The 25244-nt window shown below is 70.7% G+C and carries 26 protein-coding genes; 18 read left to right on the forward strand and 8 right to left on the reverse strand.

The annotated features are described in order from the left end of the window. Window positions 1–12: 12 nt before the first annotated feature. From ACYU8V_RS04370 to ACYU8V_RS04385, 4 genes are all read right to left on the reverse strand, one after another. Entirely contained in the window at window positions 13–1179 is a 1167-nt protein-coding gene (locus ACYU8V_RS04370) for a hypothetical protein (RefSeq protein WP_460845442.1), read from the reverse strand. Then, a complete protein-coding gene (locus tag ACYU8V_RS04375; protein WP_460845444.1) occupies window positions 1151–1927 on the reverse strand; it encodes a protein phosphatase 2C domain-containing protein in 777 nt (258 codons plus the stop codon). Before ACYU8V_RS04375 ends, ACYU8V_RS04370 begins: the two co-directional genes overlap by 29 nt. After that, a complete protein-coding gene (locus ACYU8V_RS04380) occupies window positions 1905–2711 on the reverse strand; it encodes a vWA domain-containing protein (protein ID WP_460845445.1) in 807 nt (268 codons plus the stop codon). Before ACYU8V_RS04380 ends, ACYU8V_RS04375 begins: the two co-directional genes overlap by 23 nt. A gap of 635 nt (window positions 2712–3346) precedes the next feature. Further along, window positions 3347–4231, reverse strand: coding sequence for an esterase/lipase family protein (locus ACYU8V_RS04385; protein ID WP_460845446.1), 885 nt, complete (start codon window positions 4229–4231; stop codon window positions 3347–3349). A 212-nt stretch (window positions 4232–4443) separates the two neighbouring features. Between ACYU8V_RS04385 and ACYU8V_RS04390 the strand changes: the two genes are divergently transcribed. From ACYU8V_RS04390 to arc, 4 genes are all read left to right on the forward strand, one after another. Next, the gene (locus ACYU8V_RS04390) at window positions 4444–5082 is read left to right on the forward strand and encodes an HAD family hydrolase (protein ID WP_460845675.1); all 639 of its coding nucleotides are present in this window, start codon (window positions 4444–4446) and stop codon (window positions 5080–5082) included. Continuing rightward, on the forward strand, window positions 5076–6158 hold the full coding sequence (locus ACYU8V_RS04395; protein ID WP_460845448.1) for a M50 family metallopeptidase: 1083 nt from the start codon (window positions 5076–5078) through the stop codon (window positions 6156–6158). The genes ACYU8V_RS04390 and ACYU8V_RS04395 overlap by 7 nt, the downstream gene beginning before the upstream one ends. Window positions 6159–6192: 34 nt before the next feature. Beyond that, on the forward strand, window positions 6193–7179 hold the full coding sequence (locus tag ACYU8V_RS04400; RefSeq protein WP_460845450.1) for a tRNA (adenine-N1)-methyltransferase: 987 nt from the start codon (window positions 6193–6195) through the stop codon (window positions 7177–7179). An 80-nt stretch (window positions 7180–7259) separates the two neighbouring features. After that, a complete protein-coding gene (gene arc, locus ACYU8V_RS04405) occupies window positions 7260–8909 on the forward strand; it encodes a proteasome ATPase (protein ID WP_460845452.1) in 1650 nt (549 codons plus the stop codon). 29 nt (window positions 8910–8938) lie between these two features. Here arc and ACYU8V_RS04410 read toward each other — a convergent pair whose 3' ends face one another. Continuing rightward, window positions 8939–9475, reverse strand: a complete 537-nt coding sequence (locus ACYU8V_RS04410) for a hypothetical protein (protein ID WP_460845454.1) — start codon at window positions 9473–9475, stop codon at window positions 8939–8941. Window positions 9476–9704: 229 nt separating this feature from the next. Here ACYU8V_RS04410 and ACYU8V_RS04415 point away from each other — a divergent pair, with 229 nt between their 5' ends. Genes ACYU8V_RS04415 through prcA form a run of 5 tightly spaced genes read left to right on the forward strand, consistent with a single transcriptional unit; the run spans window position 9705 to window position 13319 of the window. Beyond that, window positions 9705–9932, forward strand: a complete 228-nt coding sequence (locus ACYU8V_RS04415; RefSeq protein WP_460845456.1) for a hypothetical protein — start codon at window positions 9705–9707, stop codon at window positions 9930–9932. A 26-nt stretch (window positions 9933–9958) separates the two neighbouring features. Then, on the forward strand, window positions 9959–11467 hold the full coding sequence (gene dop / locus ACYU8V_RS04420; protein ID WP_460845458.1) for a depupylase/deamidase Dop: 1509 nt from the start codon (window positions 9959–9961) through the stop codon (window positions 11465–11467). A 17-nt stretch (window positions 11468–11484) separates the two neighbouring features. Continuing rightward, on the forward strand, window positions 11485–11682 hold the full coding sequence (locus tag ACYU8V_RS04425) for a ubiquitin-like protein Pup (protein ID WP_460845460.1): 198 nt from the start codon (window positions 11485–11487) through the stop codon (window positions 11680–11682). Further along, window positions 11679–12533 (forward strand): proteasome subunit beta, encoded by an 855-nt coding sequence (prcB, locus tag ACYU8V_RS04430; protein WP_460845462.1) that lies wholly within the window; start codon window positions 11679–11681, stop codon window positions 12531–12533. The genes ACYU8V_RS04425 and prcB overlap by 4 nt, the downstream gene beginning before the upstream one ends. Window positions 12534–12536: 3 nt before the next feature. Continuing rightward, window positions 12537–13319, forward strand: coding sequence for a proteasome subunit alpha (prcA, locus tag ACYU8V_RS04435; protein WP_460845463.1), 783 nt, complete (start codon window positions 12537–12539; stop codon window positions 13317–13319). A gap of 19 nt (window positions 13320–13338) precedes the next feature. Here prcA and ACYU8V_RS04440 read toward each other — a convergent pair whose 3' ends face one another. Further along, window positions 13339–14751, reverse strand: a complete 1413-nt coding sequence (locus tag ACYU8V_RS04440) for an FAD-dependent oxidoreductase (RefSeq protein ID WP_460845464.1) — start codon at window positions 14749–14751, stop codon at window positions 13339–13341. 31 nt (window positions 14752–14782) lie between these two features. Next, the gene (locus tag ACYU8V_RS04445) at window positions 14783–15178 is read right to left on the reverse strand and encodes a nuclear transport factor 2 family protein (RefSeq protein ID WP_460845465.1); all 396 of its coding nucleotides are present in this window, start codon (window positions 15176–15178) and stop codon (window positions 14783–14785) included. 49 nt (window positions 15179–15227) lie between these two features. Between ACYU8V_RS04445 and pafA the strand changes: the two genes are divergently transcribed. The 9 genes from pafA (at window position 15228) to ACYU8V_RS04490 (ending at window position 24740) form a co-directional block, all read left to right on the forward strand. Next, a complete protein-coding gene (gene pafA / locus ACYU8V_RS04450) occupies window positions 15228–16589 on the forward strand; it encodes a Pup--protein ligase (RefSeq protein WP_460845466.1) in 1362 nt (453 codons plus the stop codon). A 45-nt stretch (window positions 16590–16634) separates the two neighbouring features. Then, window positions 16635–17681, forward strand: a complete 1047-nt coding sequence (locus ACYU8V_RS04455; protein WP_460845467.1) for an FKBP-type peptidyl-prolyl cis-trans isomerase — start codon at window positions 16635–16637, stop codon at window positions 17679–17681. Window positions 17682–17742: 61 nt separating this feature from the next. Beyond that, window positions 17743–18702, forward strand: a complete 960-nt coding sequence (locus tag ACYU8V_RS04460; RefSeq protein WP_460845468.1) for a helix-turn-helix transcriptional regulator — start codon at window positions 17743–17745, stop codon at window positions 18700–18702. Beyond that, a complete protein-coding gene (locus tag ACYU8V_RS04465; RefSeq protein WP_460845469.1) occupies window positions 18699–19700 on the forward strand; it encodes a helix-turn-helix transcriptional regulator in 1002 nt (333 codons plus the stop codon). The genes ACYU8V_RS04460 and ACYU8V_RS04465 overlap by 4 nt, the downstream gene beginning before the upstream one ends. An 85-nt stretch (window positions 19701–19785) precedes the next feature. Further along, the gene (tatA, locus tag ACYU8V_RS04470) at window positions 19786–19977 is read left to right on the forward strand and encodes a twin-arginine translocase TatA/TatE family subunit (RefSeq protein ID WP_460845471.1); all 192 of its coding nucleotides are present in this window, start codon (window positions 19786–19788) and stop codon (window positions 19975–19977) included. A 26-nt stretch (window positions 19978–20003) separates the two neighbouring features. After that, window positions 20004–20840, forward strand: coding sequence for a twin-arginine translocase subunit TatC (gene tatC / locus ACYU8V_RS04475; protein WP_460845472.1), 837 nt, complete (start codon window positions 20004–20006; stop codon window positions 20838–20840). Then, complete coding sequence (locus tag ACYU8V_RS04480) at window positions 20840–21235, forward strand: hypothetical protein (protein WP_460845474.1); 396 nt, start codon at window positions 20840–20842, stop codon at window positions 21233–21235. The genes tatC and ACYU8V_RS04480 overlap by 1 nt, the downstream gene beginning before the upstream one ends. Before the next feature lie 20 nt (window positions 21236–21255). Next, entirely contained in the window at window positions 21256–21999 is a 744-nt protein-coding gene (locus ACYU8V_RS04485) for a diacylglycerol/lipid kinase family protein (RefSeq protein WP_460845475.1), read from the forward strand. Beyond that, the gene (locus ACYU8V_RS04490; RefSeq protein ID WP_460845476.1) at window positions 21996–24740 is read left to right on the forward strand and encodes a DEAD/DEAH box helicase; all 2745 of its coding nucleotides are present in this window, start codon (window positions 21996–21998) and stop codon (window positions 24738–24740) included. The genes ACYU8V_RS04485 and ACYU8V_RS04490 overlap by 4 nt, the downstream gene beginning before the upstream one ends. A 41-nt stretch (window positions 24741–24781) precedes the next feature. Here the strand turns inward: ACYU8V_RS04490 and ACYU8V_RS04495 are convergent, their stop codons facing one another. Then, a complete protein-coding gene (locus ACYU8V_RS04495; RefSeq protein ID WP_460845477.1) occupies window positions 24782–25162 on the reverse strand; it encodes a MarR family winged helix-turn-helix transcriptional regulator in 381 nt (126 codons plus the stop codon). Window positions 25163–25244 lie beyond the last annotated feature (82 nt).

A 25244-nucleotide genomic window follows, 5' to 3' on the forward strand; every position in this document is an offset into this window, starting at 1 on the left:
GCTCGCGGACGTTCAGAGCGCTCCGCTTCGCAGCGAGAGAAGGAGAGCGACCAGCATGCCGATCAGCAGGGTGAGAAGCACGAGCGCTGCCATTCTCGTCACCGTTCGACCGGAGAGTCGTCCGCGCCCCGGGGTAACGGTCCCGACCTCTGCGGACGCCGCGCCAGTAGCTGTCGATTCCGGCGAGACGGGCTGCCGGACGGTGTCGACCGACTGAGCGTGAGAGGTGCATCGCGCGCAAACGGCGTCCGAGTACTTCGCCCTGCCGCAGTCCGTGCAGTCCTCGACCGCGACCTGCCCGAGCGCCTCGCGCCACAACTCCAGCGCAGGGGGTTCCTCACGTCGGAAGGTTCGTTCCAGCAGGCGGCGCAGGCGCGGTGGGTAGGCGGACATGCCTGGAGCGGGAGAGCCTGGGAACGAGGCTGGGTCCAAGAGCCAGCACTGACCTCGGTTGATGCGGACCTGGATGTCAGGGAACGGCTCTGCGCCCGCCTCGAAGGCGTAGGGGTGCAGCATCCGCAAGGACAGGAACCGGGCCAGATGTATCGCCATGGCGAACCGATCGGAGGCTTGGTCTGATGAACCTCCGTCCGCCACGGAGGCGGAGGCGTAGCCGAGCGAGAAGTGCGTGGACCTCAGTGAGTGGGTTCCCCATGCGTCGCAGTCGAGCCACACGAGAGCTCCACTCTTGGCGATGAGGATGTTCGCATCGCCCAGGTCGCCAACGACGAACCCTGCCCGGTGCAGGTTGTCGAGGTCGTTCACAAGCGACTTCGCCAGGGTGAGCATGAACGACGGGTTCGTCGAGGCATGCAGCTGCTCGAACGCCGACTGGTTGAAATAGCCTTCGAGCAAGGGCATGACGACACCGGCCGTACTCCCGAAGATCTCGACGTGGCCGAGCGGCACTGCCGCGGTCGGGCAGTGAGGGGATAGCCCGGCGAAGTCAGGGAGCAGGAAGTGCCGATGTAGTTCGACCAGCCTCTTCTCGAGGTCTCGCGGCACGCTGTCCTTATACAGCTTGACTGCGTACTCCCCGTCGTCGATTCCTCGAGCCCGATGCACCCAGGCGGTCCGGCCGTCCCCGATCTGGTCGCCGAGGTACAACGTGGTGCGGGTCCTGCCGTCAGGGAGCACCGCTCGCACGACATCACCAGACTGCAACCGCGAGGCCAACATCGTCTCCCTTCTTCGCCATCAGCGCCGTGTTCTTGGCGAACGCCGCTGAGATCTCCATCGCCGTGTTGGTTCGGGTCAGCTCGAACAGCGCTTGAGGTGCGGTCGTGGCGACCTCGGCGATATGCAGGCATCCGCCGGCGAGTCCGTACCGCAAGAACGCATCCTCGAGACCGTCGGTCGAGACGAGGACTCCATTCACCTGCGGATCATCGACAACCACGGCCCGGGCGTTCCGCGATCGACGATCCAACGCGAGAGTGGCGGTGGAGGTGACGAATCGAGTCGGATCGGAGCGGCCCTGGTCCAGGACGGCGAACAGTCCGGGGGCTGCGGCGGGATCACTCGGGGAAGGGGTTGGGCCACGGTGCACAAGCCCGAAACAGTCACCGATGGCTGCTAGTCCGATCAGACCACGGTCGATGACTGCGACGCCGAGCGTCGTCGCGCTCTGTCGGACGCTGTGTCCCGCACCTCGCACCCCGACCTGCCACGCATCAGCCACCCGATCCAGCATGTCGCGCAGGCCGGCTGCATCGTTCAACTCGAAGCCGGCGAACTCCTGCGCGGTCAGCTCGACCGCGAGTCGGGCTCCGAATCCCGATGTCGATCCGGACCCGATGCCATCGGCGACGACCAGCAAGCAAGCGCCGTCGGCACGCACCCACGAACCTGATGCGTCGTCCCCGACCTGCCCCGGTGGCCGCTTGGACCCCGGCAGCGTGAAGTCACAGGTCGCGATGGGCGACATGGTTTCGGCGCACAGCGGCGAACATGGACTCCAGCGACTGGTTGACGCGTTCGTACTCCGGGGTGAACGGCCGCGCCCCGTCGGTGGCCGCGTGTGGTGCGGACGCGTGGGTCTGCGACGAGTTGACCGACTCAGACACGAAGTGAAGAAGCTCTCTGAGCGATGCGGTGCTGGCGTCGAAGGAGGATTGGGGGGCCAACTTCTCCAGCGTAGGAAAGTGGGCGCCCTTCACGCCGAGGGCGAAGAAGAGCATGTTGGCCGAGTCTGCGTGCCATGCGCGCCCCGCAAGGATCCTCGCCATGCCGTCGACATCCTGGTCGGGATCTGCGGCGCCATCGGTGATCACGAACAGCTGCGGCTTGTGCCGACGCGCCTTCTTGTCGGCCGGCAGCTCGGCAGCCCGGTCGTCGATCGTCCGGATGGCGGCCTTGATCGCGTCCACCAACCGAGTCGTTCCCCCAGCGACCAACCTCTCGGACAGCGTGGTCGTGCGGTCCATGAGGTAGAACGGGCTGCGCGGCCGCACCGGTTCGGGCCCGAGCTTGAGCCACTCGACAGTCGTGTTGAAGGCACCGATCGCCAACTCGGTCTCGTGGTAGAAGTTCAGCGTCTTCAGGTCCTCTGCAAGGAAGGCCCGCACCGCTTGCTCGAGCTCGCCGATGCGGTCGTATGCGCTCATCGACTTCGACCGATCCAGAAGGATCACCACTTGGCTGCGGAATACCGACGAGGACGACTCGTCGTACTCCATCGCACCGAACATGTCTGGCTGCAGTTCGCTCATCGTCCTACCTGTCGATCTCGATGTGGGCTCGGTCGCCGGGAACAAGGTCATGGTCGGCGACCCCGAAGACTGCGTACCCGTCAACCAGGACGTACCCGCCCGGGCGCATCACAGTGAGTGCCGTCGCCGCGACCCGCCTGCGGCCCGTGGCCGTGCCCGACGACCGCACGTCTGCGCGAGCGGTGGTCGAGGCACCCGTCCCATGCGTCACCGCGGCGGCCTTCTCGGGCTGGGACGAGCTGGCGGTCCGACCGACTGTCGACGCCGCCGTCTGACGCTGAGCTATGAGCGTCTGCCGTCCGAGCACCGGACCGTGTGCGAATGCGCGAACGGCGGAAAGCACCCACTGGACATGGGCGATCACGAGTATCGCGGCCGCCACGACCTCGATCCGCACGCGACCTCACTTCGAGCTCGGGCCACCTGGGGCGGCGACTTGGACACGCGCTCAGCCTGTCATGGCGGCTTGGTCCGCGGACGGGTTTTCGATGTCTCCCGCGACGTCCGGCCCAGGTTTTTACCCAATGCCCATGGAGCCGGTCGACCTTGACGATGGAGGACGCGGAGTCGCTGCCAACGAGGGGGTTGTCGCTTCCGATCTCGCACGGAGCCTGAGGATCGAACCCTGCCCCCGACTACGGCGCGGGAGGTGTGCCGATCACGGGGTACGGCAGGTCGCAGCTGATCGGCCGGGCGTGCTCGGGGTCGAGTGCGTTGAACGTCAGCTGGGCCGCGACCGGGTCGAAGGCCACCGCGACGTGCTCGGAGGGGTCGGCGGGGCAGAGGTCCTGGAGCACCCAGTTGTGGACCGCGCCCGGCAGGTAGCCGCTGGTGTACGGCGTGACGAGCTCGTCGTGGGTGGTCATGATCGTCGTGTACTCCACGCCGGGGACGGCGTACCCGTTCGCGTTGAGGTGCTGGTTGAACGCGCTGCCGGCCAGGAACTCCGGGCAGGACCCGCACAGCAGACCCGCGAGCGGCACGAGCAGGGGTGAGCCGAGGTTGTACTGGTAGCCGAGGTCGACGAGGTTGGACAGGCCTTGCAGCGTGGTGCCGTGGTAGATCGGCGTCATCGCCACGTAGCGGTCGACCTTGGACGCGCCGCCCAGGAACTTCATCCAGTACTGCGGCATGACGGTGCCCTCGGAGTGACCGACCAGGTCGACCTGGGTCGCACCCGTCGCTGCGAGCACCTTGTCGACGAACGCGCCGAACTCCTTCGCGCTCTGCTCGATCGGGATCGTGCCGCCCGGGACCAGCGCGTTGCTCGCGAGCAGCGACAGGAGCGGGTCGACGCCGTAGGTGAGCGAGTAGACGCAGTAGCCGCGGGCGACGAGCTTGGGGCCGAGGTAGACCCAGTTGTCGGAGCCGTTCCCGGTCAGGCCGTGGACGAGCACCACCGGACGCGGGTGCGCGGCCGTCGGCGTACACGACCAGTCGTTCACCCCCGGCGGATGGGCCTTGTCGCTGGAGACGGCCGAGGCCGGCGCCGCGCACAGGGCGAGCATCACCCCCGTCACGAGCAGGAGAGCAAGCCGACGGGCCGCGGTTGTCGATCGCATGTGCACCTACCCGGGAGAGGACCGATGCGGGCACGCTACGCGGCGCGACGACCGGTGTCGAGGGTCGCAGCGATGCCCGCGGCCGACGGCCTCCCGCCTAGGGTTCGTCGTGCGCGCGCGACGGCGCGCGGAGTCCAGCGGAGGCCATCCTGAGCAACGAAACTTCCCGCCTGCCGGCGGCCGTCCTGTGGGACATGGACGGCACCCTCGTCGACACCGAGCCGTACTGGATGGCGACCGAGGTCGCCCTGGCCGAGGCGCACGGCGGCACCTGGACCCACGAGCAGGCGATGCAGCTGGTCGGCAACGACCTGCTGACGTCGGGACGACTGCTGAGGGAGCAGATCCCGCTGCCCTACGAGCCGGATGTGATCGTCGAGATGCTGCTCGACGGCGTCGTGGCGCGGGTCCGGGAGGCGGTGCCGTGGTGTCCCGGCTCCCGCGAGCTGCTGCTCGCGCTGAAGGAGGCCGGCGTCCCGTGCGCCCTGGTGACCATGTCCTACGAGCGCTTCGTCGCGCCGATCCTGGACCAGCTCCCGCCGAACACCTTCGACGCGGTGATCACCGGCGACCAGGTGAGCAACGGCAAGCCGCACCCCGAGCCGTATCTGACGGGCGCCGCCGCGCTCGGCGTACGCCCCGAGGACTGTGTGGCGATCGAGGACAGTCCCACCGGTGCGGCGTCGGCCGATGCCGCGGGGTGCCGCGTCGTCGTCGTACCGAACCACGTGCCGGTGCCCGCCAAGCCGGCCTGGACCGTGCTGTCCGGTCTGGCCGGGGTGACCCCCGATAGGCTCGGTGGATGCTGAGGATCGGGACGATCGCGGGGAGCCCGGTGCTCGTCTCCCCGTCCTGGTTCCTGGTGGCCGGCTTCATCGCCTACCTGATGGCGCCGACGGTGGAGCAGACCCAGCCCGGCCTCGGTCCGTGGAAGTACGTCGTCGGCATCGCCTTCGCCGTCGCCCTCTACGGAGCGATCCTGCTGCACGAGGCCTCGCACGCGCTGATGGCCCGCCGCTACGGCTTCCAGGTCCAGTCGATCACCCTGCACTTCCTCGGCGGCGCGACCGCGATCGACCGTGAGGCGGCGCAGCCCCGCCAGGAGTTCTGGATCGCCGTCGTCGGTCCGGTCACCTCATTGCTGGTCGGCGGTGCGGCCCTCGGCGCGAGCCTCGCGCTGCCCGACGGCCTGCTCCGGCTCGTCGTCGACGGGCTGTGGGCCAGCAACCTCTACATCGGCGTGCTCAACCTCGTCCCCGCGCTCCCGCTGGACGGCGGCCGCGTGCTCAAGTCGGCCGTGTGGGCCGTCAGCGGCCGGGCCTCCACCGGCGGCAAGGTCGCCGGCTGGGCCGGCCGGGTGCTGGCGATCGCGGTCGTGGTGGTCGTGGTCGTCGCGGCCGCCCGCAGCGGCGGCGGGGGCTTCTCGGTCGTGATCTGGGTCGTGATGGCGGCCTTCCTCTGGACCGGCGCCTCCCAGGCGCTCGCCGTCGCGAACCTGCAGGACCGGTTCCTCGACCTGCGCGCCAGCGAGATCGCGCGGCGCACCCTCGGCGTACCGGAGGACCTGCCGCTCGGCGAGGCCATCCGGCGGGCGCAGGAGGCCGAGGCCGGCAGCATCGTCACCGTCACCCACGACGGCGTCCCGATCGGCGTCGTGGACGAGCGCGCGGTGCGCGCCACCCCGGAGGACCGGCGGCCGTGGGTCGCCACCTCGACCGTCACCCGCCGCCTCGAGCCCGGCCTCACGCTGCGCTCCGACATCTCCGGCCCCGACCTGCTCAGCGCGGTGCGCGCCACCCCGGCCAGCGAGTACGTCCTGGTCGCCCCGTCCGGTGAGGTGTACGGCGTCCTCGCGATGGCCGACCTCGCCCGCCGGATCCGCTGAGCCCCGCGCCAGCGCCGTTCGATAATCTGCGCCGGTGACGAGCGAGCAGCAGGCCCCCGGTGACGTTCCCGCCGAGGCACTGTCCGGCGTCCACCGCGGCCCGCTCCGCGAGGGCGAGTGGGTGCGCCTGACCGACGCCAAGGGGCGCCGCCACAACTTCGAGCTGGTCGCCGGCAAGCGGTTCTTCTCCAACAAGGGCCACCTCGAGCACGAGGACCTGATCGGCCGCGACGAGGGCTTCACGATCACCGCGTCGACCGGCGGGGAGTACCTCGTGTTCCGCCCGCTGCTCAGCGAGTTCGTGGTCTCCATGCCCCGCGGCGCGGCCGTCGTCTACCCGAAGGACGCGGCCCAGATCGTCGCGCTCGCCGACATCTTCCCCGGCGCCCGCGTGGTCGAGGCGGGGGTCGGGTCCGGCGCCCTGACCTGCTCCCTGCTCCGCGCGATCGGTCCCTACGGCAGCCTCACCTCCTTCGAGCGGCGCGAGGAGTTCGCCGACGTCGCCCGCAAGAACGTCGGCCAGTTCTTCGGCCACCGGCCCGCGACCTGGGACCTCCAGCTCGGCGACCTCCAGGAGGAGCTCCCGGCACGGGAGATCCGGGCCGACCGGGTGATCCTGGACATGCTCGCGCCGTGGGAGTGCGTCGACGCGGTCGCGGACGCGCTCTACCCCGGCGGCATCGTGTGCGGGTACGTCGCCACCACCACCCAGCTGTCCCGGTTCGTCGAGACGCTGCGGGTCCACGGCGGGTTCACCGAGCCCCAGGCCTGGGAGTCCCTCGTGCGGGACTGGCACGTCGAGGGCCTCGCCGTACGCCCCGGACACAAGATGATCGGGCACACCGCGTTCCTGGTCACCGCGCGCCGGCTCGCGGCGGGGGAGCGGCCCCCGCGCAAGACCCGTCGCCCCGCCCCCGGCGCGTACGGCGCCGACTACACCGGCCCCCGGCCGGCCGACATCCCTCCCGCTGTCGAGGGGGTCGCCGACGCGGCCGCCGGGCCGATCGTCGGGGACGACTGACCCTTTCGGTTCGCCGACGCGGCCCAAAAGGGGCTTCCTCACGCCACCCTGACGAGTAGGGTCGAAAGAGGAGGTGGCCCATGTCGAACATGAATCCCGGTGATCGGGCGGCAGACCTGCGCCTGATCGAGGCCCAGCGCTCTCTCGCCGCCGTGACTGCCCAGAACGAGCGACTCGCAGGGACGCTGCGTGACGCTCGCGACCAGATCCTCAAGCTCAAGGAGGAGGTCGACCGGCTCGCCCAGCCGCCGGCCGGCTTCGGCACCTTCCTCCAGCGCAACGACGACGACACCGTCGACGTGTTCACCGGAGGCCGCAAGCTGCGCGTCGCGGTGAGCCCCGCGGTCGAGATCGACTCGCTGCGACGTGGCCAGGAGGTCATGCTCAACGAGGCGCTCAACGTCGTCGGGGCCTTCGAGTTCGAGACCGTCGGCGAGGTCGTCATGCTCAAGGAGATCCTCGCCGACCAGGAGCGGGTGCTCGTCATCGCGAACGCCGACGAGGAGCGCGTCGTACGACTCGCGGAGCCGCTGATGGGCGCGCCCCTGCGCGCGGGCGACTCGCTGCTGCTCGACTCCCGCTCGGGCTACGCCTACGAGCGGGTCCCGAAGTCCGAGGTGGAGGAGCTCGTCCTCGAGGAGGTGCCCGATATCTCCTACGACTCGATCGGCGGGCTCGGGATCCAGATCGAGCAGATCACCGACGCCGTCGAGCTGCCCTACCTCTACCCCGAGCTGTTCGCCGAGCACGAGCTCAAGCCGCCGAAGGGGATCCTGCTCTACGGTCCTCCCGGCTGCGGCAAGACCCTGATCGCCAAGGCCGTGGCGAACTCCCTGGCCAAGAAGGTCGCCGCGAAGACCGGCGCCGAGGGGAAGTCGTACTTCCTCAACATCAAGGGCCCCGAGCTGCTCAACAAGTACGTCGGCGAGACCGAGCGGCACATCCGGCTGGTCTTCCAGCGCGCCCGCGAGAAGGCGAGCCAGGGCACGCCGGTCATCGTGTTCTTCGACGAGATGGACTCGCTGTTCCGTACCCGCGGCTCGGGCGTCTCCTCCGACGTCGAGAACACGATCGTGCCGCAGCTGCTGTCCGAGATCGACGGCGTCGAGCTGCTGGAGAACGTCCTGGTCATCGGCGCCTCGAACCGCGAGGACATGATCGACCCGGCGATCCTGCGGCCGGGCCGGCTGGACGTGAAGATCAAGATCGAGCGCCCCGACGCCGAGTCGGCGCGCGACATCTTCAGCAAGTACCTCACGCCCACGCTGCCGCTGCACCCCGACGACATGGCGGAGTTCGGCGGCGACGCCAACGCCACCGTGGCCGGGATGATCCGGGCCGCCGTCGAGCGGATGTACGCCGAGACCGAGGAGAACCGCTTCCTGGAGGTCACCTACGCCAACGGTGACAAGGAGGTCCTGTACTTCAAGGACTTCAACTCCGGCGCGATGATCCAGAACATCGTCGACCGAGCCAAGAAGATGGCGATCAAGGACTTCCTCGACCGCGGTGCCAAGGGCCTGCGGGTCAGCCACCTGCTCCAGGCCTGCGTCGACGAGTTCAAGGAGAACGAGGACCTCCCGAACACCACCAACCCCGACGACTGGGCCCGCATCTCCGGCAAGAAGGGCGAGCGGATCGTGTTCATCCGCACGCTCGTCACCGGCAAGCAGGGCACCGAGCCGGGCCGATCCATCGACACCGTCGCCAACACCGGCCAGTACCTGTAGGAAGACCTCGGGAACGGGCCCGCCGGTCGCTAGAACCAGCGGCCGGCGTTGGGGACGTTGTCGGTGGCGCCCCGGGTGGGGTGCCCGTCGGCGGCGTACGAGGTGTAGTCCCAGGTCTGTCCGCGCACGCGGATGGTCTTGGTGATGGTCATGCAGTAGCGCGGGATCTCGACGTAGATGAACATCCAGCCGTTGGAGTGCTTGGTGGCCGTGGTCAGGTCGGGGCACGACACGGTGGTGCCGTTGCGGACCAGCGCGAACGCGCTGTAGCCGTCCCCGTCGCCGCCGAAGGACCAGTCCACCAGGTAGTCGCCGTAGGAGTCGCCGCGGGTGTCCAGTCGCACGGTCAGCCCGTTGAACCTCCCGCCGACGCGGAAGCTGGGGCTGCCGAAGCCGACGACCACATACCCGTTCTGGTTGGTCCACTTGGCCAGTGAGCGGGCGTCGTAGGGCCACGGCGCGTCGTGCGGGTCGTTGACCTGCGCGGCCTGGGCCGCGGACATGGTGGCGACCAGGACGGTCAGGGAGGCGAGGACGGCGATCAGGCCGAGGACGATGCGGCGCACGGGGGCGTCCTTCCCTGGGCCGGGAGCTCGAAAACGTCCGGGGCCGGCTGCCGCGACACGGGATGCCCAAGATCGCCCGTGCGGGTGATCTTCGCGCCGATTCCGGCCGCTGAAGCAGCGAAGATCGGCCCTGCGGGCGATGTTGGACTCCCGATCCGCCGACGATCGATTCCGTCAACGACACTGACCGGGTGCAACAGATCGACCCCGCCGCCGTGTCCTCCTAGGCATGGAGCACTCCTTCGAGGCGTTCGTCGCCGCCGACGGGGCAGTGCCAGGGTCCGGCTTCAACGGCGTCGGGTCGGACATCTGGACCGCGCACCGCCCGGGGCGCTACGTGGTCGCCCTCGGTGGCGGGATGTGCCCGCCGAGTGGTTTCACGCAGGACTACGGCCGAGGCTGCATGGGCGGCTTCGCCATGCCTGCGGCGATCCTGGTGCAGGTCGTCGCCCACTGACCCCACCGACTGCGTACGCTGGAAACATGAGCGTACGACGGGTGATGGGCACCGAGGTCGAGTACGGCATCGCCGTCCAGGGCCAGCCGTCGGCGAACGCCATGGTCGCGTCCTCCCAGGTCGTCAACGCGTACGCCGCCGCCTCGGTCCGGGCCCGCCGGGCACGCTGGGACTTCGAGGAGGAGGCCCCGCTCCGCGACGCGCGCGGCTTCGACATGAGCCGGCAGGTGGCCGACCCGTCCCAGCTCACCGACGAGGACCTCGGCCTGGCCAATGTCATCCTCACCAACGGCGCGCGCCTCTACGTCGACCACGCCCACCCGGAGTACTCCACGCCCGAGGTCCTGACCCCGCTCGACATCGTGCGGTGGGACAAGGCAGGGGAGCGGATCATGCTCGAGGCCCAGCAGCTGGCCCACCGGCTGCCGACCAACCCCTCGATCGCGCTCTACAAGAACAACACCGACAACAAGGGCGCCTCGTACGGCACCCACGAGAACTACCTGATGCGGCGCCAGACCCCGTTCGCCGACATCGTCAAGCACCTGACCCCGTTCTTCGTGAGCCGCCAGGTGTTCTGCGGCGCCGGCCGCGTCGGCATCGGCCAGGACGGCCGCGACAGCGGCTTCCAGATCAGCCAGCGCGCCGACTTCTTCGAGGTCGAGGTCGGCCTCGAGACGACGCTGAAGCGCCCGATCATCAACACCCGCGACGAGCCGCACGCCGACCCGGACCGCTACCGCCGCCTGCACGTCATCATCGGCGACGCGAACCTGGCCGAGATCTCGACGTACCTCAAGGTCGGCACCACCTCGCTGGTCCTGGCGATGATCGAGGACGGCTTCGTCTCCCGCGAGCTGTCGGTCATCAACCCGGTCAAGGCGCTGCGTGCGGTCTCGCACGACCCGAGCCTGCGGCACACCATGACGCTCCAGGACGGCCGCAAGCTCACCGCGATCCAGCTCCAGCTGGAGTATCTCGACCTCGCCAAGAAGTACGTCGAGGACCGGCTCGGCACCGACGTCGACGAGCAGACCGCCGACGTGCTGCGCCGGTGGGAGGACGTGCTGGACCGGCTCGAGCACGACCCGATGAGCCTCGCCGACCAGCTCGACTGGGTGGCCAAGCTCAAGCTGCTCACCCAGTACCGCGACCGCGACGGGCTGGACTGGGACGACGCGAAGCTGCAGCTCATCGACATCCAGTACTCCGACATCCGCCCCGAGAAGGGCCTCTACCACCGCCTGCTGGCCGGCGGCCGCATCCAGCGGCTGCTCACCGACGACCTCGTCGAGCAGGCGGTGACCATGCCGCCGGAGGACACGCGCGCCTACTTCCGCGGCCGCTGCCTGGACAAGTACGCCGACGCGGTGGCCGCCGCGTCGTGGGACTCGGTGATCTTCGACCTCCCCGGACGCGACTCGCTGCAGCGCGTGCCGACCATGGATCCGGTCCGCGGGACCCGGGCGCACGTGGGCGCGCTGATCGATGCCTCCGACACCGCTGAGCAATTGCTCCGCGCTCTCAGCCGCTGAGTGACTAGGGTTGAGTCATGGCGCAGGAGCAGAAGCAACCGCACAAGAGCGACGACGAGGTCGAGGAGACCCAGGCCGCTCCCGAGTCCGACGTCGCGGAGCGCAAGGAGGCGCTCGATGACGACGTCGACGCGATCCTCGACGAGATCGACGACGTGCTGGAGTCCAACGCCGAGGACTTCGTGAAGTCGTTCATCCAGAAGGGCGGCGAGTGAGCCAGCACGCCGGCGGAGACGCCCGCATCCCTGCGGCGTACCTCCGACCCGGCTCGAGCTCGTTCAGCGACTTCCTGGTCGACAACGCGCCGGAGCTGCTGCCCAACCGAGGAAGCCTCCCGTCCGGAGCCGCCGGCGACCTGGCGCCGCACGGCACCACGATCGTCGCCGTGACCTTCCCGGGCGGCCTGGTGATGGCCGGCGACCGCCGCGCCACGATGGGCAACATCATCGCCCAGCGCGACATCCAGAAGGTGTTCCCGGCCGACGAGTTCTCCGTCGTCGGCATCGCGGGCACCGCCGGGCTCGCGGTCGAGATGGTGCGCCTGTTCCAGGTCGAGCTCGAGCACTACGAGAAGATCGAGGGCGCGCCGCTGTCCCTGGACGGCAAGGCCAACCGCCTCTCCGCGCTGATCCGCGGCAACCTCGGCATGGCCATGCAGGGCCTGGCCGTGGTGCCGATGTTCGCCGGCTACGACCTCGCCAAGGGCGTGGGCCGGATCTTCGGGTACGACGTGACCGGCGGCCGCCACGAGGAGGGCCAGTTCTTCACCGTCGGCTCCGGCTCGATGTTCGCCCGCGGCGCGCTGAAGAAGCTGTGGCGCTCCGACCTCGGCCAGGACGACGCCGTCCGGGTCTGCCTGCAGGCCCTGTACGACGCCGCCGACGACGACTCCGCCACCGGTGGCCCGGACCTCACCCGCCGGATCTTCCCGGTCGTGTGGGTGGTGACCGCCGACGGCGGCACCCGCCTCGACGAGGCCACCCTGGGCGCCTTCGCCGACGAGGTGGTCGGCGAGCGGATGCGCCGTCCCGACGGACCGTTGGCACCGATCGAGGGAGGGGAGTAGCCGATGAGCATGCCGTACTACGTCTCGCCCGAGCAGCTGATGAAGGACCGGGCCGACTTCGCCCGCAAGGGCATCGCGCGCGGCCGGTCCCTCCTCGCCCTGCAGTACGCCGACGGCGTGCTGTTCGTGACCGAGAACCCCTCCAAGGCGCTGCACAAGGTCGCCGAGCTCTACGACCGGATCGCGTTCGCCGCGGTCGGCCGCTACAACGAGTTCGAGAACCTGCGGATCGCCGGTGTGCGGCTGGCCGACATGCGCGGCTACGCCTACGACCGCTCCGATGTGACCGGGCGCGGCCTGGCCAACGCCTATGCGCAGACCCTCGGCACGATCTTCTCCTCCGGCGGCGAGAAGCCCTACGAGGTCGAGATCTTCGTGGCCGAGATCGGCGACGAGCCGGAGGCCGACCAGATCTACCGGCTCACCTACGAGGGCCGCGTCGCCGACGAGCACGGGTTCGCGGTGATGGGCGGCGATGCGGAGACGATGTCGGCGTACCTCCAGGAGCACTACACGGCCGGGGCCGACCTGTCCTCCGCGCTGAAGGTCGCGGTGGCCGCCGTGGGCCACACCAGCAGCGAGGATCGCGTGATCCCGGTCGAGGACCTCGAGGTGGCGGTGCTGGACCGGACCCGGGTGCAGCCGCGCAAGTTCGCGCGGATCCGGGTGGAGCGTCTGGAGCAGCTGCTGGGCGACCGCGGGCCGAGCACGGCCGCGAGCGACCAGGCCCACACCTCGCAGACCCCGGTGTCCGAGGACGAGCCGCCGAGCGCGCCACTGCTCTGATGCTCTGACGCGGCCGGGCTCAGGTCGAGGCCTGCCGGGTGGCCGGTCCCTCGAGGACGCTCCCGTCCGCGGCGAACCTGGATCCGTGCAGCGGGCAGTCCCAGGACTGCTCGACGTCGTTCCAGACGAGCGCACCGCCGAGGTGGGTGCAGAGCGGGCGGTGCTCGCCGGGAAGCAGCCGCGCGAGATGGCCGCCCATCAGGGTGGCCGCGACCTCCCCGTTGTGCAGGGCGGTGCGGGGCAGCGCCGCGACGTCGCGGGGTGCCCAGGTGCGGAACGCACGGCCCCAGCCCGGTGCGTCCCCGCCGAGCAGCTCCGCGGCGAGGAGCAGCGCCGCGGCGGGCGCGGTCGTCAGCCCCCACTTGTCGAAGCCGGTGACGACGTGGACGCGGCGGTCGGTGGGGATCGCCGGACCGGCGTACGGGAGGCCCACGAGCGGCGACTGGTCCTGGGCCGACCAGGCATGCGTGACCTCCGCGCCCGGCAGGACCTCGCGCGCCCACCCGAGCAGCTCCTGGAGGTGCTCGGAGGCCGTGCCCCGGCCGGTGGGATGCCCCGCCCCGCCGACCAGCAGCATCGGGGAACCACCGACGGCCACCGACCTCAGCGATCGCACGGACGGGTCCGCCGAGAGGTGCATCCCGTCCGGCACCCATCCCGTGCCGCCGTCGCGGTGGACCAGCGTGGCGGCGTACGAACGCTCGGTCCGGACCCGGGCGAAGTACGCGCCCCGGTCGGTCACCGGCTGGTTGGTGGCGACGACGACGTGGCCCGCGATGACGGTGGCGCCGTCGGTGGTCTCCACCGCGACCTCCGCGCCGCGGCGGTGCAGCCGGCGGACCCGGGTCCTCTCGTGGATCACGCCGCCCTCGCCCTCGAGCGCGGCGACCACCGCGTCGAGCAGCCGCAACGGGTCGAGCTGGAGCTGGTCGTCGAGACGGACCGCCCCCAGCACCGGGAACGGCAGCTCGGTGTCCTCGGTCCACGTCACGTCCAGACCCAGCGCCTCGGCCACCGCGTGCTCGGCCCGGACCCGGCGCAGGCCGCGCTCGGTCGTCGCGTACGTCGTCGCGTGACGCACCTCGATCGGGACCCCGTGCTGCTCGCAGAAGTGGCGGAGCCAGGCCTGGCCCTCGCGGGACGCCTCGACATAGGCGCGTACGTCGTCGGTGGGGTTCGTGCGGCTCGCGCGCGAGAGCTTGGTGCCCTGCAGCAGGCTCACCTTGCCGGTCGTGCGGCCGCTCGTGCCGTCGCCGACCCGCCGGGCCTCCAGCACGCACACGCTGCGCCCGCCGCGGGCCAGCAGCAGTGCGGTCAGCAGGCCGGCGAGCCCGCCGCCGACGACCGCGACGTCGTAGCTGCCGTCCTCGCCGAGGGGCGCGCGCGGCGCGGGCCGTGATCGGTCGAACCAGACCGGTGGGGTGGCGTCCATGCGACTCCGTACCCGGACCGCGCCACCCCAGTCACTGCTGCAGGCGGGCCGCCATCAGCTCCATCAGCTTCATCAGGCCCTTGAACGGCCGCGCCATCACCGTGAAGTCGGTGATCCGCCCGTCCGGGCCCCACTCGAACATGTCGACGCCCTGCACCGACAGCCCGTCGAGCTCGGCGGTGAACTCGAGCACGGCCGACCCGTCGGCGTACCACTGCCGGTGGTAGGTCAGGGTCGGCCCGAGCACGTCGAAGGCCGCCGCGAGGTAGTGCTTCGTGATCGCCTTCCCCTCCTGCGGGGTGTGCACGGCGGGGGAGTGGAAGACCGCGTCCTCGGCGATCAGGTCGTCGAGGACGGACGCATCGCGCGCGGCGGCCGCCTGGTGCCAGCGGACCACGGTGGACGGCATGTCAGGACTATCGATCATGTTCGTCAGGCTACGGACGATGTGACCTGCCACGCACTAGTGTTGGTGCATGGACCGCCGGATCTTCGGTATCGAGAACGAGTACGGCGTCACGTGCACGTTCAAGGGCCAGCGCCGGCTGAGCCCGGACGAGGTCGCCCGCTACCTGTTCCGCAAGGTCGTCAGCTGGGGCCGCAGCTCCAACGTGTTCCTGCGCAACGGCGCGCGGCTCTACCTCGACGTCGGCAGCCACCCGGAGTACGCCACGCCCGAGTGCGACGACGTGCTCGACCTGGTGGCGCACGACAAGGCGGGGGAGCGGGTGCTCGAGGGCCTGCTGCTCGACGCCGAGCAGCGGCTGCACGACGAGGGCATCGCCGGCGAGATCTACCTGTTCAAGAACAACACCGACTCCGCCGGCAACTCCTACGGCTGTCACGAGAACTACCTCGTGTCACGTGCCGGCGAGTTCAGCAAGCTCGCCGACGTGCTCATCCCGTTCCTGGTCAGCCGCCAGATCGTGGTCGGCGCCGGCAAGGTCACGCAGACGCCGCGGGGCGCGGCGTACTCGGTGAGCCAGCGCGCCGAGCACATCTGGGAGGGCGTCTCGTCAGCGACCACGCGGAGCCGCCCGATCATCAACACCCGCGACGAGCCGCACGCCGACGCGGAGAAGTACCGCCGGCTGCACGTCATCGTCGGCGACTCCAACATGTCCGAGAGCACCACGATGCTGAAGGTCGCGAGCTGCGACCTGGTGCTGCGGATGATCGAGGAGGGCGTGGTCATGCGCGACCTCACCCTGGAGAACCCGATCCGGGCGATCCGCGAGATCTCCCACGACATGACCGGGAGCCGCAAGGTCCGCCTCGCCAACGGCCGCGAGGCCAGCGCCCTGGACATCCAGGCCGAGTACCTCGGCAAGGCCCGGGACTTCGTCGACCGCCGCGGCATCAGCACCCCGGTCATCGAGCGCACCCTGGACCTGTGGGAGCGCGCCCTGAAGGCTGTCGAGTCCGACGACCTCAGCCTGATCGACCGCGAGATCGACTGGGTCATCAAGTGGAAGCTGATCGAGCGCTACCGGGCCAAGCACGGCCTGCCGCTCGGCCACGCGCGCATCGCCCAGCTCGACCTCGCCTACCACGACATCCACCGCAACCGCGGTCTCTACTACCTGCTGGAGAGGCGCGGAGCGGTCGCCCGGGTGACCACCGACCTGAAGATCTTCGAGGCCAAGTCGGTCCCGCCGCAGAACACGCGTGCCCGCCTGCGCGGCGAGTTCATCCGCAAGGCGCAGGAGCGCCGGCGCGACTTCACCGTGGACTGGGTCCATCTCAAGCTCAACGACCAGGCGCAGCGCACTGTCCTGTGCAAGGACCCGTTCCGGGCGTACGACGAGCGGGTGCAACGGCTGATCGACGGCATGTGAGCCGCGGCGGACCGGCGTACCGGACCGTTGGCTAAGGTTGCGGCCGTGTCGACCCGTCTCCGCCGCGCCGCTGCGCTCGCCGTCGTGCCCGTCCTCGCCCTCTCGCTCGCTGCCTGCGGGACCAGCGACACCGCGAAGGACTTCGACGCCGTCACCATCGGCGGCAGCTTCGGCCAGGCACCGACGATCACCTGGAAGAAGCAGATGCAGGCCACCGACCCGGTGACCAAGACCCTCGTGACCGGCACCGGGCCCGCGCTCGCCGACGGCGACAACGCCCTGGTGAACATCGCGGTGGCCGACGGCTGGACCCAGGAGACCCCGGTGACCACGTTCGGGCAGAAGTACGGCTCGCTCGTCGTGCCGCTCACCAGCGCGGCCATCCAGCCCCAGCAGATCGGCGACCTGTTCGTCACCTTCCTGCAGAAGTACGTCAAGCCCGGTGTCACCGTCGGCAGCCGGATCGCCATCGCGGTCGGCGCGACGCAGGCGTTCCCGTCGTACGTCACGGCACTGCCCAGCGCCCACCTGAACATCGGCAACGAGGACGGCCTGGTCATCGTGGCCGACGTCGTCGGCGTGCAGACCACGGCCGAGGCGAGCCAGAAGGCGCCGACCGGCCCCGCGGCCACCCCCGCGAAGTGGGCCCCCAAGGTCGTCGCCAAGGACGGGGCGCCCTCCGCGCTGAGCTTCAAGGGCATGCCCAAGCCCAACGGGAAGCTGCAGACCACCACCCTGATCCAGGGCAGCGGCCCCGCGATCGCCGACGGCTCGACCGCCGTGGTCAAGTACCTCGGCCAGGCCTACCAGGGCGCGAAGCCGTTCGACGAGGACTACACCAAGCAGACGGTCCTCAACGTGCTCATCGGCAAGAGCGTCCAGCCGTTCCAGAACGGCGACCCCAGCAAGGGCGTCGCGGTCGCCTCCGTCATCCCCGGGTGGCAGCGCGGCCTGATCGGCGCCAAGGTCGGCAGCCGCGTCCTGATCCAGATCCCGCCCAAGCTCGGGTACGCCGCCAGCCCGCCCGCGGGCTCGGGGATCCCGAAGAACGCGACGCTGTACTTCGTCGTCGACGTGATCGCGGCCGGCTGATCCACGGCCGGGCAAGTCGAACAGTTGAACGAATAGGGACCTCTCGGGCAGAATCTGGCACATGCCGGTCCCCAAGAGCGAGCGACTGCTCAACCTGCTGATCATGCTGCTGGTCCAGCGGCGTCCGATCGCGAAGGACCGCATCCGCGAGCTCCTCTACGCGGACTCCCGGCCGGAGGCGTTCGAGAAGATGTTCGAGCGCGACAAGGACGAGCTGCGCGGCCTCGGGGTGCCGATCGAGGTCGCCCAGATCGACCCGATGTTCGACGACGAGCAGGGCTACCGGATCCCCGCCGAGGAGTTCGCCCTGCCGCCGGTCGAGCTGACCTCCGACGAGGCCGCGATCGTCGGGCTGGCGACCCGCGTCTGGCAGGAGGCGACGATGGCGCAGGCCACCACCGACGCGGTCCGCAAGCTCTCCGCGGCCGGCGTCGGCGTCGACCTCAGTGCCCTCGACATCGGCCAGCCGCGCCCGACCGCCGAGGAGCCGTCGTTCGCGGCGTGCTGGCAGGCGGTCTGCGAGCGGCAGGCGATCATGTTCGACTACCAGCGTCCCGACCAGGAGCCCGCCCGCCGCAACGTCCAGCCCTGGGGCGTCGTCCGGTCCTCGGGCCGGTGGTACCTCGTGGGCTTCGACACCGGTCGCGGCGCCGAGCGGGTCTTCCGGCTCGACCGCTTCCGCAGCCCAGTGCGCACCGTCGGCCCCGCGCATGCGTACGACGTACCTCCCGACACCGACCTGCGCGCCGTGATCGCGCGGCTCGCCCCCCGCTCGCGGTACGCCGGTGCGGTGGTCCTGGCGCGCACCGACACCGGCCACGGCTTCCGCCGTCGCGCCGCGAAGATCGAGCCCGGCGTGCCCGGTCCGGACACCCGGTCCGGCTGGGACCGGATCACCCTGGAGAGCGTGGGCTGGAACCTGGTCGAGGAGGTGCTCCACCACGGCGCCGACGTGGTGCTCGTCGAGCCCGCGGAGCTGCGCGAGCAGGTCGTCTCCCGCCTGCAGGAGCTGGTGGCATGAGCTCCCGCCCCGCCCCGGGGGCCCGCGACCAGGTCGCCCGCCTCCTCACCCTGGTGCCGTTCCTGCAGACCCGCGACCAGGTCCGCCTGGCCGAGGCCGCCGAGCTGCTCGGCAGCACCCCCGAGGCGGTCCTGTCGGACCTGCGCGTGCTGTTCATGTGCGGCCTGCCGGGCGGGATGCCCGACGACCTCATCGACGTGGACCTGGACGCGATCTCCTCGGAGTCCGGCGCGGCCCTGGCCGACGGCGTCATCCGCATCGACAACGCCGACTACCTGTCCCGGCCGATGCGGCTCAGCCCCACCGAGGCCTCGGCGGTCATCGTCGCGCTGCACACGCTGCGCGACGGCTCACCCGCCGACGTACGCACCCTGGTCGACCGGGTCCTCACCAAGCTCGAGGCGGCCGCGAGCGTCCGTCCCGTCGTGGCCACGCATCCCGGCGAGGCCGCCCAGGTCGCGCTCAGCGCCCGGCTGCAGCAGGCTGCCGACGACGGGGTGCAGGTCCGGATCCGCTACCACGTCCCGGCCCGCGACGAGGTCTCCGAGCGCGTGGTCGACCCGTTCGGCGTCAGCACCAGCGGACGGTTCTCCTACCTCGACGCGTGGTGCCACCTGGCTGAGGGCGACCGGCTGTTCCGGCTGGACCGGATCGACTCCGCGGAGTTGCTCGACACCCCGATCGAGGCGCCCCGGCGTGCCCCTCGGGCCCTCACCGAGGGCCCGTTCGACGACTCGCCCGAGCGCGGCACGGTGGTCACCCTGCGGCTCGCCCCCGAGGCCCGGTGGGCCACCGACTACTACCCGATGCGGGAGGTCCGCGAGCAGGCCGACGGCGCGCTCGAGGCCGATCTCGTCGTCGCGGACCCGCGCTGGCTGATCCGCCTGCTGCTCCGGCTGGCGCCGCACGCCCGGGTGCTCGAGCCCAGCGAGTTCGCCAACGACCTGACCGTGCGGGCGCGGGAGACCCTGGCGCTCTATGCATCGGCCGGGGCGTAGCATGGGAGCAACGGCGCACGCCGAGACCACGAGCGATTGAGAGACTGACATGCTTGCCCTTGTCGACATTCCTGGCGGATGGGAATTGATCGTCATCCTCGCCGTCGTCGTGCTGCTCTTCGGCGCCAAGAAGCTCCCCGAGTTCGCCCGGGGCACCGGTCAGGCCCTGCGCATCTTCAAGGCCGAGACCAAGGGCCTGCGCGACGGCGACGACGAGAAGACCGCCGAGGCGACCGAGGCGGACAAGCCCATCGAGGGCAAGATCGTCGACAACTGATCCAGCACCGCTGATCCAGTACTGACGTGTCCCTGTCCGGCGTCGTCTCCCTCCTCGTCGGCAAGCCCGTCCACCCGGTCTCGGCCGACGGCCGGATGGCGCTGTCCGACCACCTGCGCGAGCTGCGCGCCCGCGTCCTGAAGAGCGCCCTGATCCTTGCACTCGGCTTCGTCGCCGCGATCTTCTTCTACCACCAGCTGCTCCAGCTGGTGACGGGTCCGTACGACGACGCCCGGCGCATCCTCGGTGACGACCGGACCGACATCTACACCAGCGGCGCGGCGGGTGGCTTCATGCTGTTCATGAAGCTGACGGGCCTCGCGGCGCTGGTCGGCACCAGCCCGTTCTGGCTCTACCAGATCTGGGCCTTCATCCTTCCGGGCCTGCACGCGCACGAGCGCAAGTGGTCCCACGTGTTCATGCTGATCGCGGGGCCGCTGTTCCTGGTCGGCATCGTGGTCGGCTACGTCACGCTTCCCAAGGGCCTGCAGATCCTGATCGGCTTCAACCCCCACGACGTCCACAACCTGGTCGAGTTCAACGAGTACCTCTCGTTCTTCAGCCGCACCCTGCTCACCTTCGGCATCGCCTTCGAGATCCCGGTCTTCGTGGTGCTGCTCAACCTCGCCGGCATCGTCAAGGGCAGCCAGCTCGGCGCCTACCGCTCGTGGATCATCGTCGGCACCTTCATCTTCGCGGCGGCGGCGACGCCGTCGACCGACCCGTTCACGATGACCATCATGGCCGTCCCGATGTGCCTGCTGTTCGGCATCTCCGAGGTCATCGCCCGGCTCAACGACCGCCGCCGCGGCCGTCAGGACCTCAACGACGGGCTGTCTCCGGACGAGATGAGCGAGATCTGATGGTCCTGTGCCGGTGGGAGAGGGTCGACCCCTTCGAGCTGCCCGAGTGGCTCGGCGAGGATGAGGTGACCTGGTCCGCCGAGTGCGCCCTCGGGCGACCCACGGTCCCTGGCGTCCTGCGCAGCGACAGCGGCAGCGACGAGCTGGCCTGCGACTTCATCGCCGCCGATGTCGCCTGCCCGGCGCCGCTGGTCGACGAGGCCACCCGCACCCGGATCCACCAGGCCTGGCGCGACGGCCAGGTCGAGCTCCTCTCCGACGGCGGGCGGCTCACGCTCGGCGTCCCCGGAACCGCGCAGGACGCCGCCCTGGTCCTCGAGGCGATCGGCCGGTTCGCGCACGCGGTCGGCACCAGTCCGGCGCACTACGGCGTGCGGCTCCGCGCCGGCCACTGACCCCGGCATAGGCTCAGCCCGTGCCCCATCCGATCCGCGACGTCGCCCTGGTGACGAACCCGACGGCCGGTCGCGGCCGGGCACGCCGGGTGGCGGACGCGGCGCAGCCGGTCCTGGCTGCCTCCGGCTGGAACGTACGCCGCCTCGAGGGCCGCGATCGCGCCGAGTCCGAGGACCTGGCCGCCAAGGCGCTGGCCGAGGGCGTGGACGCCCTGCTGGTGTGCGGCGGCGACGGCCTGGTCAACCTGGGGTTCCAGCTCGTCGCCGGGACGGCCGTGCCGCTCGGCGTACTGCCGGGCGGGCGGTGCAACGACCTCGCGCGCGCCATCGGGCTGCCGCGCGGGGACGGTGCCGCGGCCGCGCGCAGGCTCGTCGCCGGCCGGCCACAGCGCCTGGACCTCGCGCGGTCCGGCGACCGCTGGTTCGCCACGGTCCTCGGCCCGTTCGCGTCGCTGCGCGAGACGCGGCGGCTGCCCTACGTCCTCACCCTGGACGGCGAGGAGCGGCTCGTGGACGCGACGATGGTCGCGGTCGCGAACTGCCCGTCCTTCGGCGGCGGACTGCCGATCGCCCCCCGGGCGCTCATCGACGACGGCCTGCTGGACGTCGTCATCATCAGGTCGATCGGAAGGTGGGAGCTCGTGCGCGTCCGCAGGATCACGATGGCGGCACCCGGTGTCGTCGCGTACGCCGACGGGGAGCGCTTCGGCGCGCTGCCGCTCACGATCGAGTGCGTCCCCGCGGCCGCCTGGGTGATCGCATGACGACGGACACGAACGGCACGTTCGAGGACTTCGTCGCGGGCTACCGGTTCCCCCTCGACGAGTTCCAGGTCGAGGCCTGCCGCGAGGTCGAGGCGGGCCACGGCGTCCTGGTCGCCGCGCCCACCGGCGCCGGCAAGACCGTGGTGGGGGAGTACGCCGTCCACCTGGCCCTGGCCACCGACCGCAAGTGCTTCTACACGACGCCGATCAAGGCGCTCTCCAACCAGAAGTACGCCGACCTCGTCGACCGCTACGGGGCCGAGAAGGTCGGCCTCCTCACGGGCGACACGACCATCAACGGCGAGGCGCCGGTGGTCGTGATGACCACCGAGGTGCTGCGCAACATGCTCTACGCGCGCTCCCGCACGCTGGTGGGCCTGGGCTACGTCGTCATGGACGAGGTGCACTACCTCGCCGACCGCTCCCGCGGCGCGGTCTGGGAGGAGGTCATCATCCACCTGCCCGAGTCGGTGTCGGTGATCTCGCTGTCGGCCACGGTCTCGAACGCCGAGGAGTTCGGCGAGTGGCTCGAGGCGGTGCGCGGCACGACCCGCACGATCGTCGCCGAGCGCCGTCCGGTGCCGCTCTACCAGCACGTGATGGTCGGCAACCGGCTGATGGACCTCTTCGCCTCCTCCGAGGTCGACGCGGCCGCCGGGTTCGTGCGCGAGGGTGCACGCGTCAACGAGGAGCTGCTCCGGATCGCGCGCGACGACTGGGCCAGCTCCCGGCTGATGCGCGACCGACGCTCGCCGCGGCACGGCAAGCCGGGAGCCTCCAAGAATCCGCGCCAGGTCGGCAACGGCCGCCGGGTCTGGATCCCGTCGCGCCCCGAGATGATCGAGCGGCTCGAGCGCGAGCAGCTGCTGCCCGCCATCGACTTCATCTTCAGCCGGGCCGGCTGCGACGCGGCCGTCGAGCAGTGCATGGCCGCCAACCTGCGGCTGAACCGGGCCGACGAGCGCGGCCAGGTCATCGCGTACGTCGAGAAGGAGCTCGGCGGGCTTCCCGCCGCCGACCTCGAGGTCCTCGGCTACGGCGACTTCCTCGACGCCGCCTCGCGCGGCATCGCGGCCCACCACGCCGGGATGCTGCCCGCGTTCAAGTCCTGTGTGGAGGAGCTCTACCTGCGCGGGCTGATCAAGGTCGTGTTCGCCACCGAGACCCTCGCGCTCGGCATCAACATGCCGGCGCGCACGGTGGTGCTGGAGAAGCTCACCAAGTGGAACGGCGAGACGCACGCCGACATCACCCCGGGGGAGTACACCCAGCTGACCGGCCGAGCAGGTCGCCGCGGCCTCGACATCGAGGGCCACGCCGTCGTGCTCTGGCAGCCGGGCATGAACCCCCGCGAGCTCGCCGGCCTCGCCTCGACACGGACCTATCCGCTGCGCAGCAGCTTCCGGCCGTCGTACAACATGGCCGTCAACCTGGTGCACTCCTACGGCAAGCACCGTGCCCGCGAGCTGCTCGAGCAGTCGTTCGCCCAGTTCCAGGCCGACCGGGCCGTCGTCGGGCTCGCCCGCCAGCTGCGCAAGGCCGAGGACGCGCTGGAGGGGTACGCCGAGGCGGCGCAGTGCGACCGCGGCGACTTCATGGAGTACGCCGCGCTGCGCCGGCGGATCAGCGAGGTCCAGAAGGACGCGAGCCGCGAGCGGAAGGCCGACCGGCGTACCGAGGCCTCGGCGTCGCTGGAGCGGCTCAAGCCCGGCGACGTGATCGTCGTGCCGTCGGGGAAGTTCGCCGGCCCGGCGGTCGTCGTCGACCCGGGCCTGTCCGACAACGGGCACCGACCGCTGGTCATCACCATGGAGAAGCAGGGCCGCCGGCTGGGCATGATCGACTTCCCGGTCCCGGTGGAGGCCGTCGCCCACCTGCGGCTGCCCAAGAGGCTCGACCCGCGCAACCCGCAGCAGCGCAGGGACGTCGCCCAGGCGGTCAAGGAGGCGGTCCGCCCGCTACCGCTGTCGGTGGTCCGGCCGCGGCTGCAGAAGGCCGCCCCGGACCCCGAGGTCGCGGCCGAGGTCGCCGAGCTGCGTGCCGAGCTGAAGGCGCACCCGTGCGACAGCTGCCCGGACCGCGAGGACCACGCCCGGTGGGCCGAGCGCTGGTTCAAGCTGCGCAGCGACACCGAGACCCTGTCGCGGCGCGTGGAGCGCCGTACGAACACCGTCGCGCGCACCTTCGACCGGGTCTGCGAGGTGCTGGTCGCACTCGGCTACCTCACCGAGGGCGAGGACCCCGAGGTGACCGCGCGCGGGCGCGGGCTGATGCGCATCTACTCCGAGCTCGACCTGGTCGCCGCCGAGGCGCTGCGGCTCGGCCTGTGGAACGACCTCACGCCCAGCCAGCTCGGTGCGGTGCTGTCGGTGCTGGTCTACGAGGCCCGCCGGCCCGAGGAGGCACCGCCTCCGACGCCGGGCGGGGCCGTGGCCGTGACGGTCGACGCGATGATGCGGCTGTGGAACGAGCTGGAGCTGCTGGAGAAGGGCCACCGGCTCGACTTCCTGCGCAAGCCCGACACCGGCTTCGCCTGGACCGCCTACCGCTGGGCCGAGGGCGAGCGCCTCGACGAGGTGCTGCGCCGGGCCGACCTCACCGCCGGTGACTTCGTGCGCCAGATGAAGCAGCTGGTCGACTTCGCCGGCCAGATCGCCGACGCCGCCGCCGGCACCCCGGTCCGCAACACGGCGCGTGAGCTCGTCACAGCCCTCCGGAGGGGCATCGTCGGGGGCGAGTGAGCGACGCCTGAGCGACGTCGCCGATGACCGGAGGCGGGGACTCAGCCCGCGGTCGCGTCGACGTCGGTCGGGACGAGCCCCAGCGCGCGTCGTTCGGCGGCACGGAGCTGCTCGGCGTACCCGTGTCCGTGCGCGGACAGCGACACCACGACGCGACGGCGATCGTCGGGGTCGACGTGTCGCAGCACGAGCCCCGACTCCACGAGCCGATCGGCGTGCCGGGTGAGCGTGGCTGCCGGCACCACGGCCCGGGTGGCGACAGCGCTCATGCCGATGCCCGGCTCCTCGTCCACGACCGCGAGGATCCGCCAGTGCTCCATCGTGAGCCCGCGCTCCCGCAGCAGCGGCGCGAGGTGGGCGCGCAGGAGGGCCTCGGTCTGCCGCAACCGGACCGCTTCGCTCGAGGATGCACCTCTGCTCACCGTCGACACCTGCCGCTCCTCGTAGCCACCGGGCACCGGGCCGTTCTGTCACACGCGCTGACGTCCACTATCGTAGCCACGG

Source organism: Nocardioides ultimimeridianus (assembly GCF_054777895.1).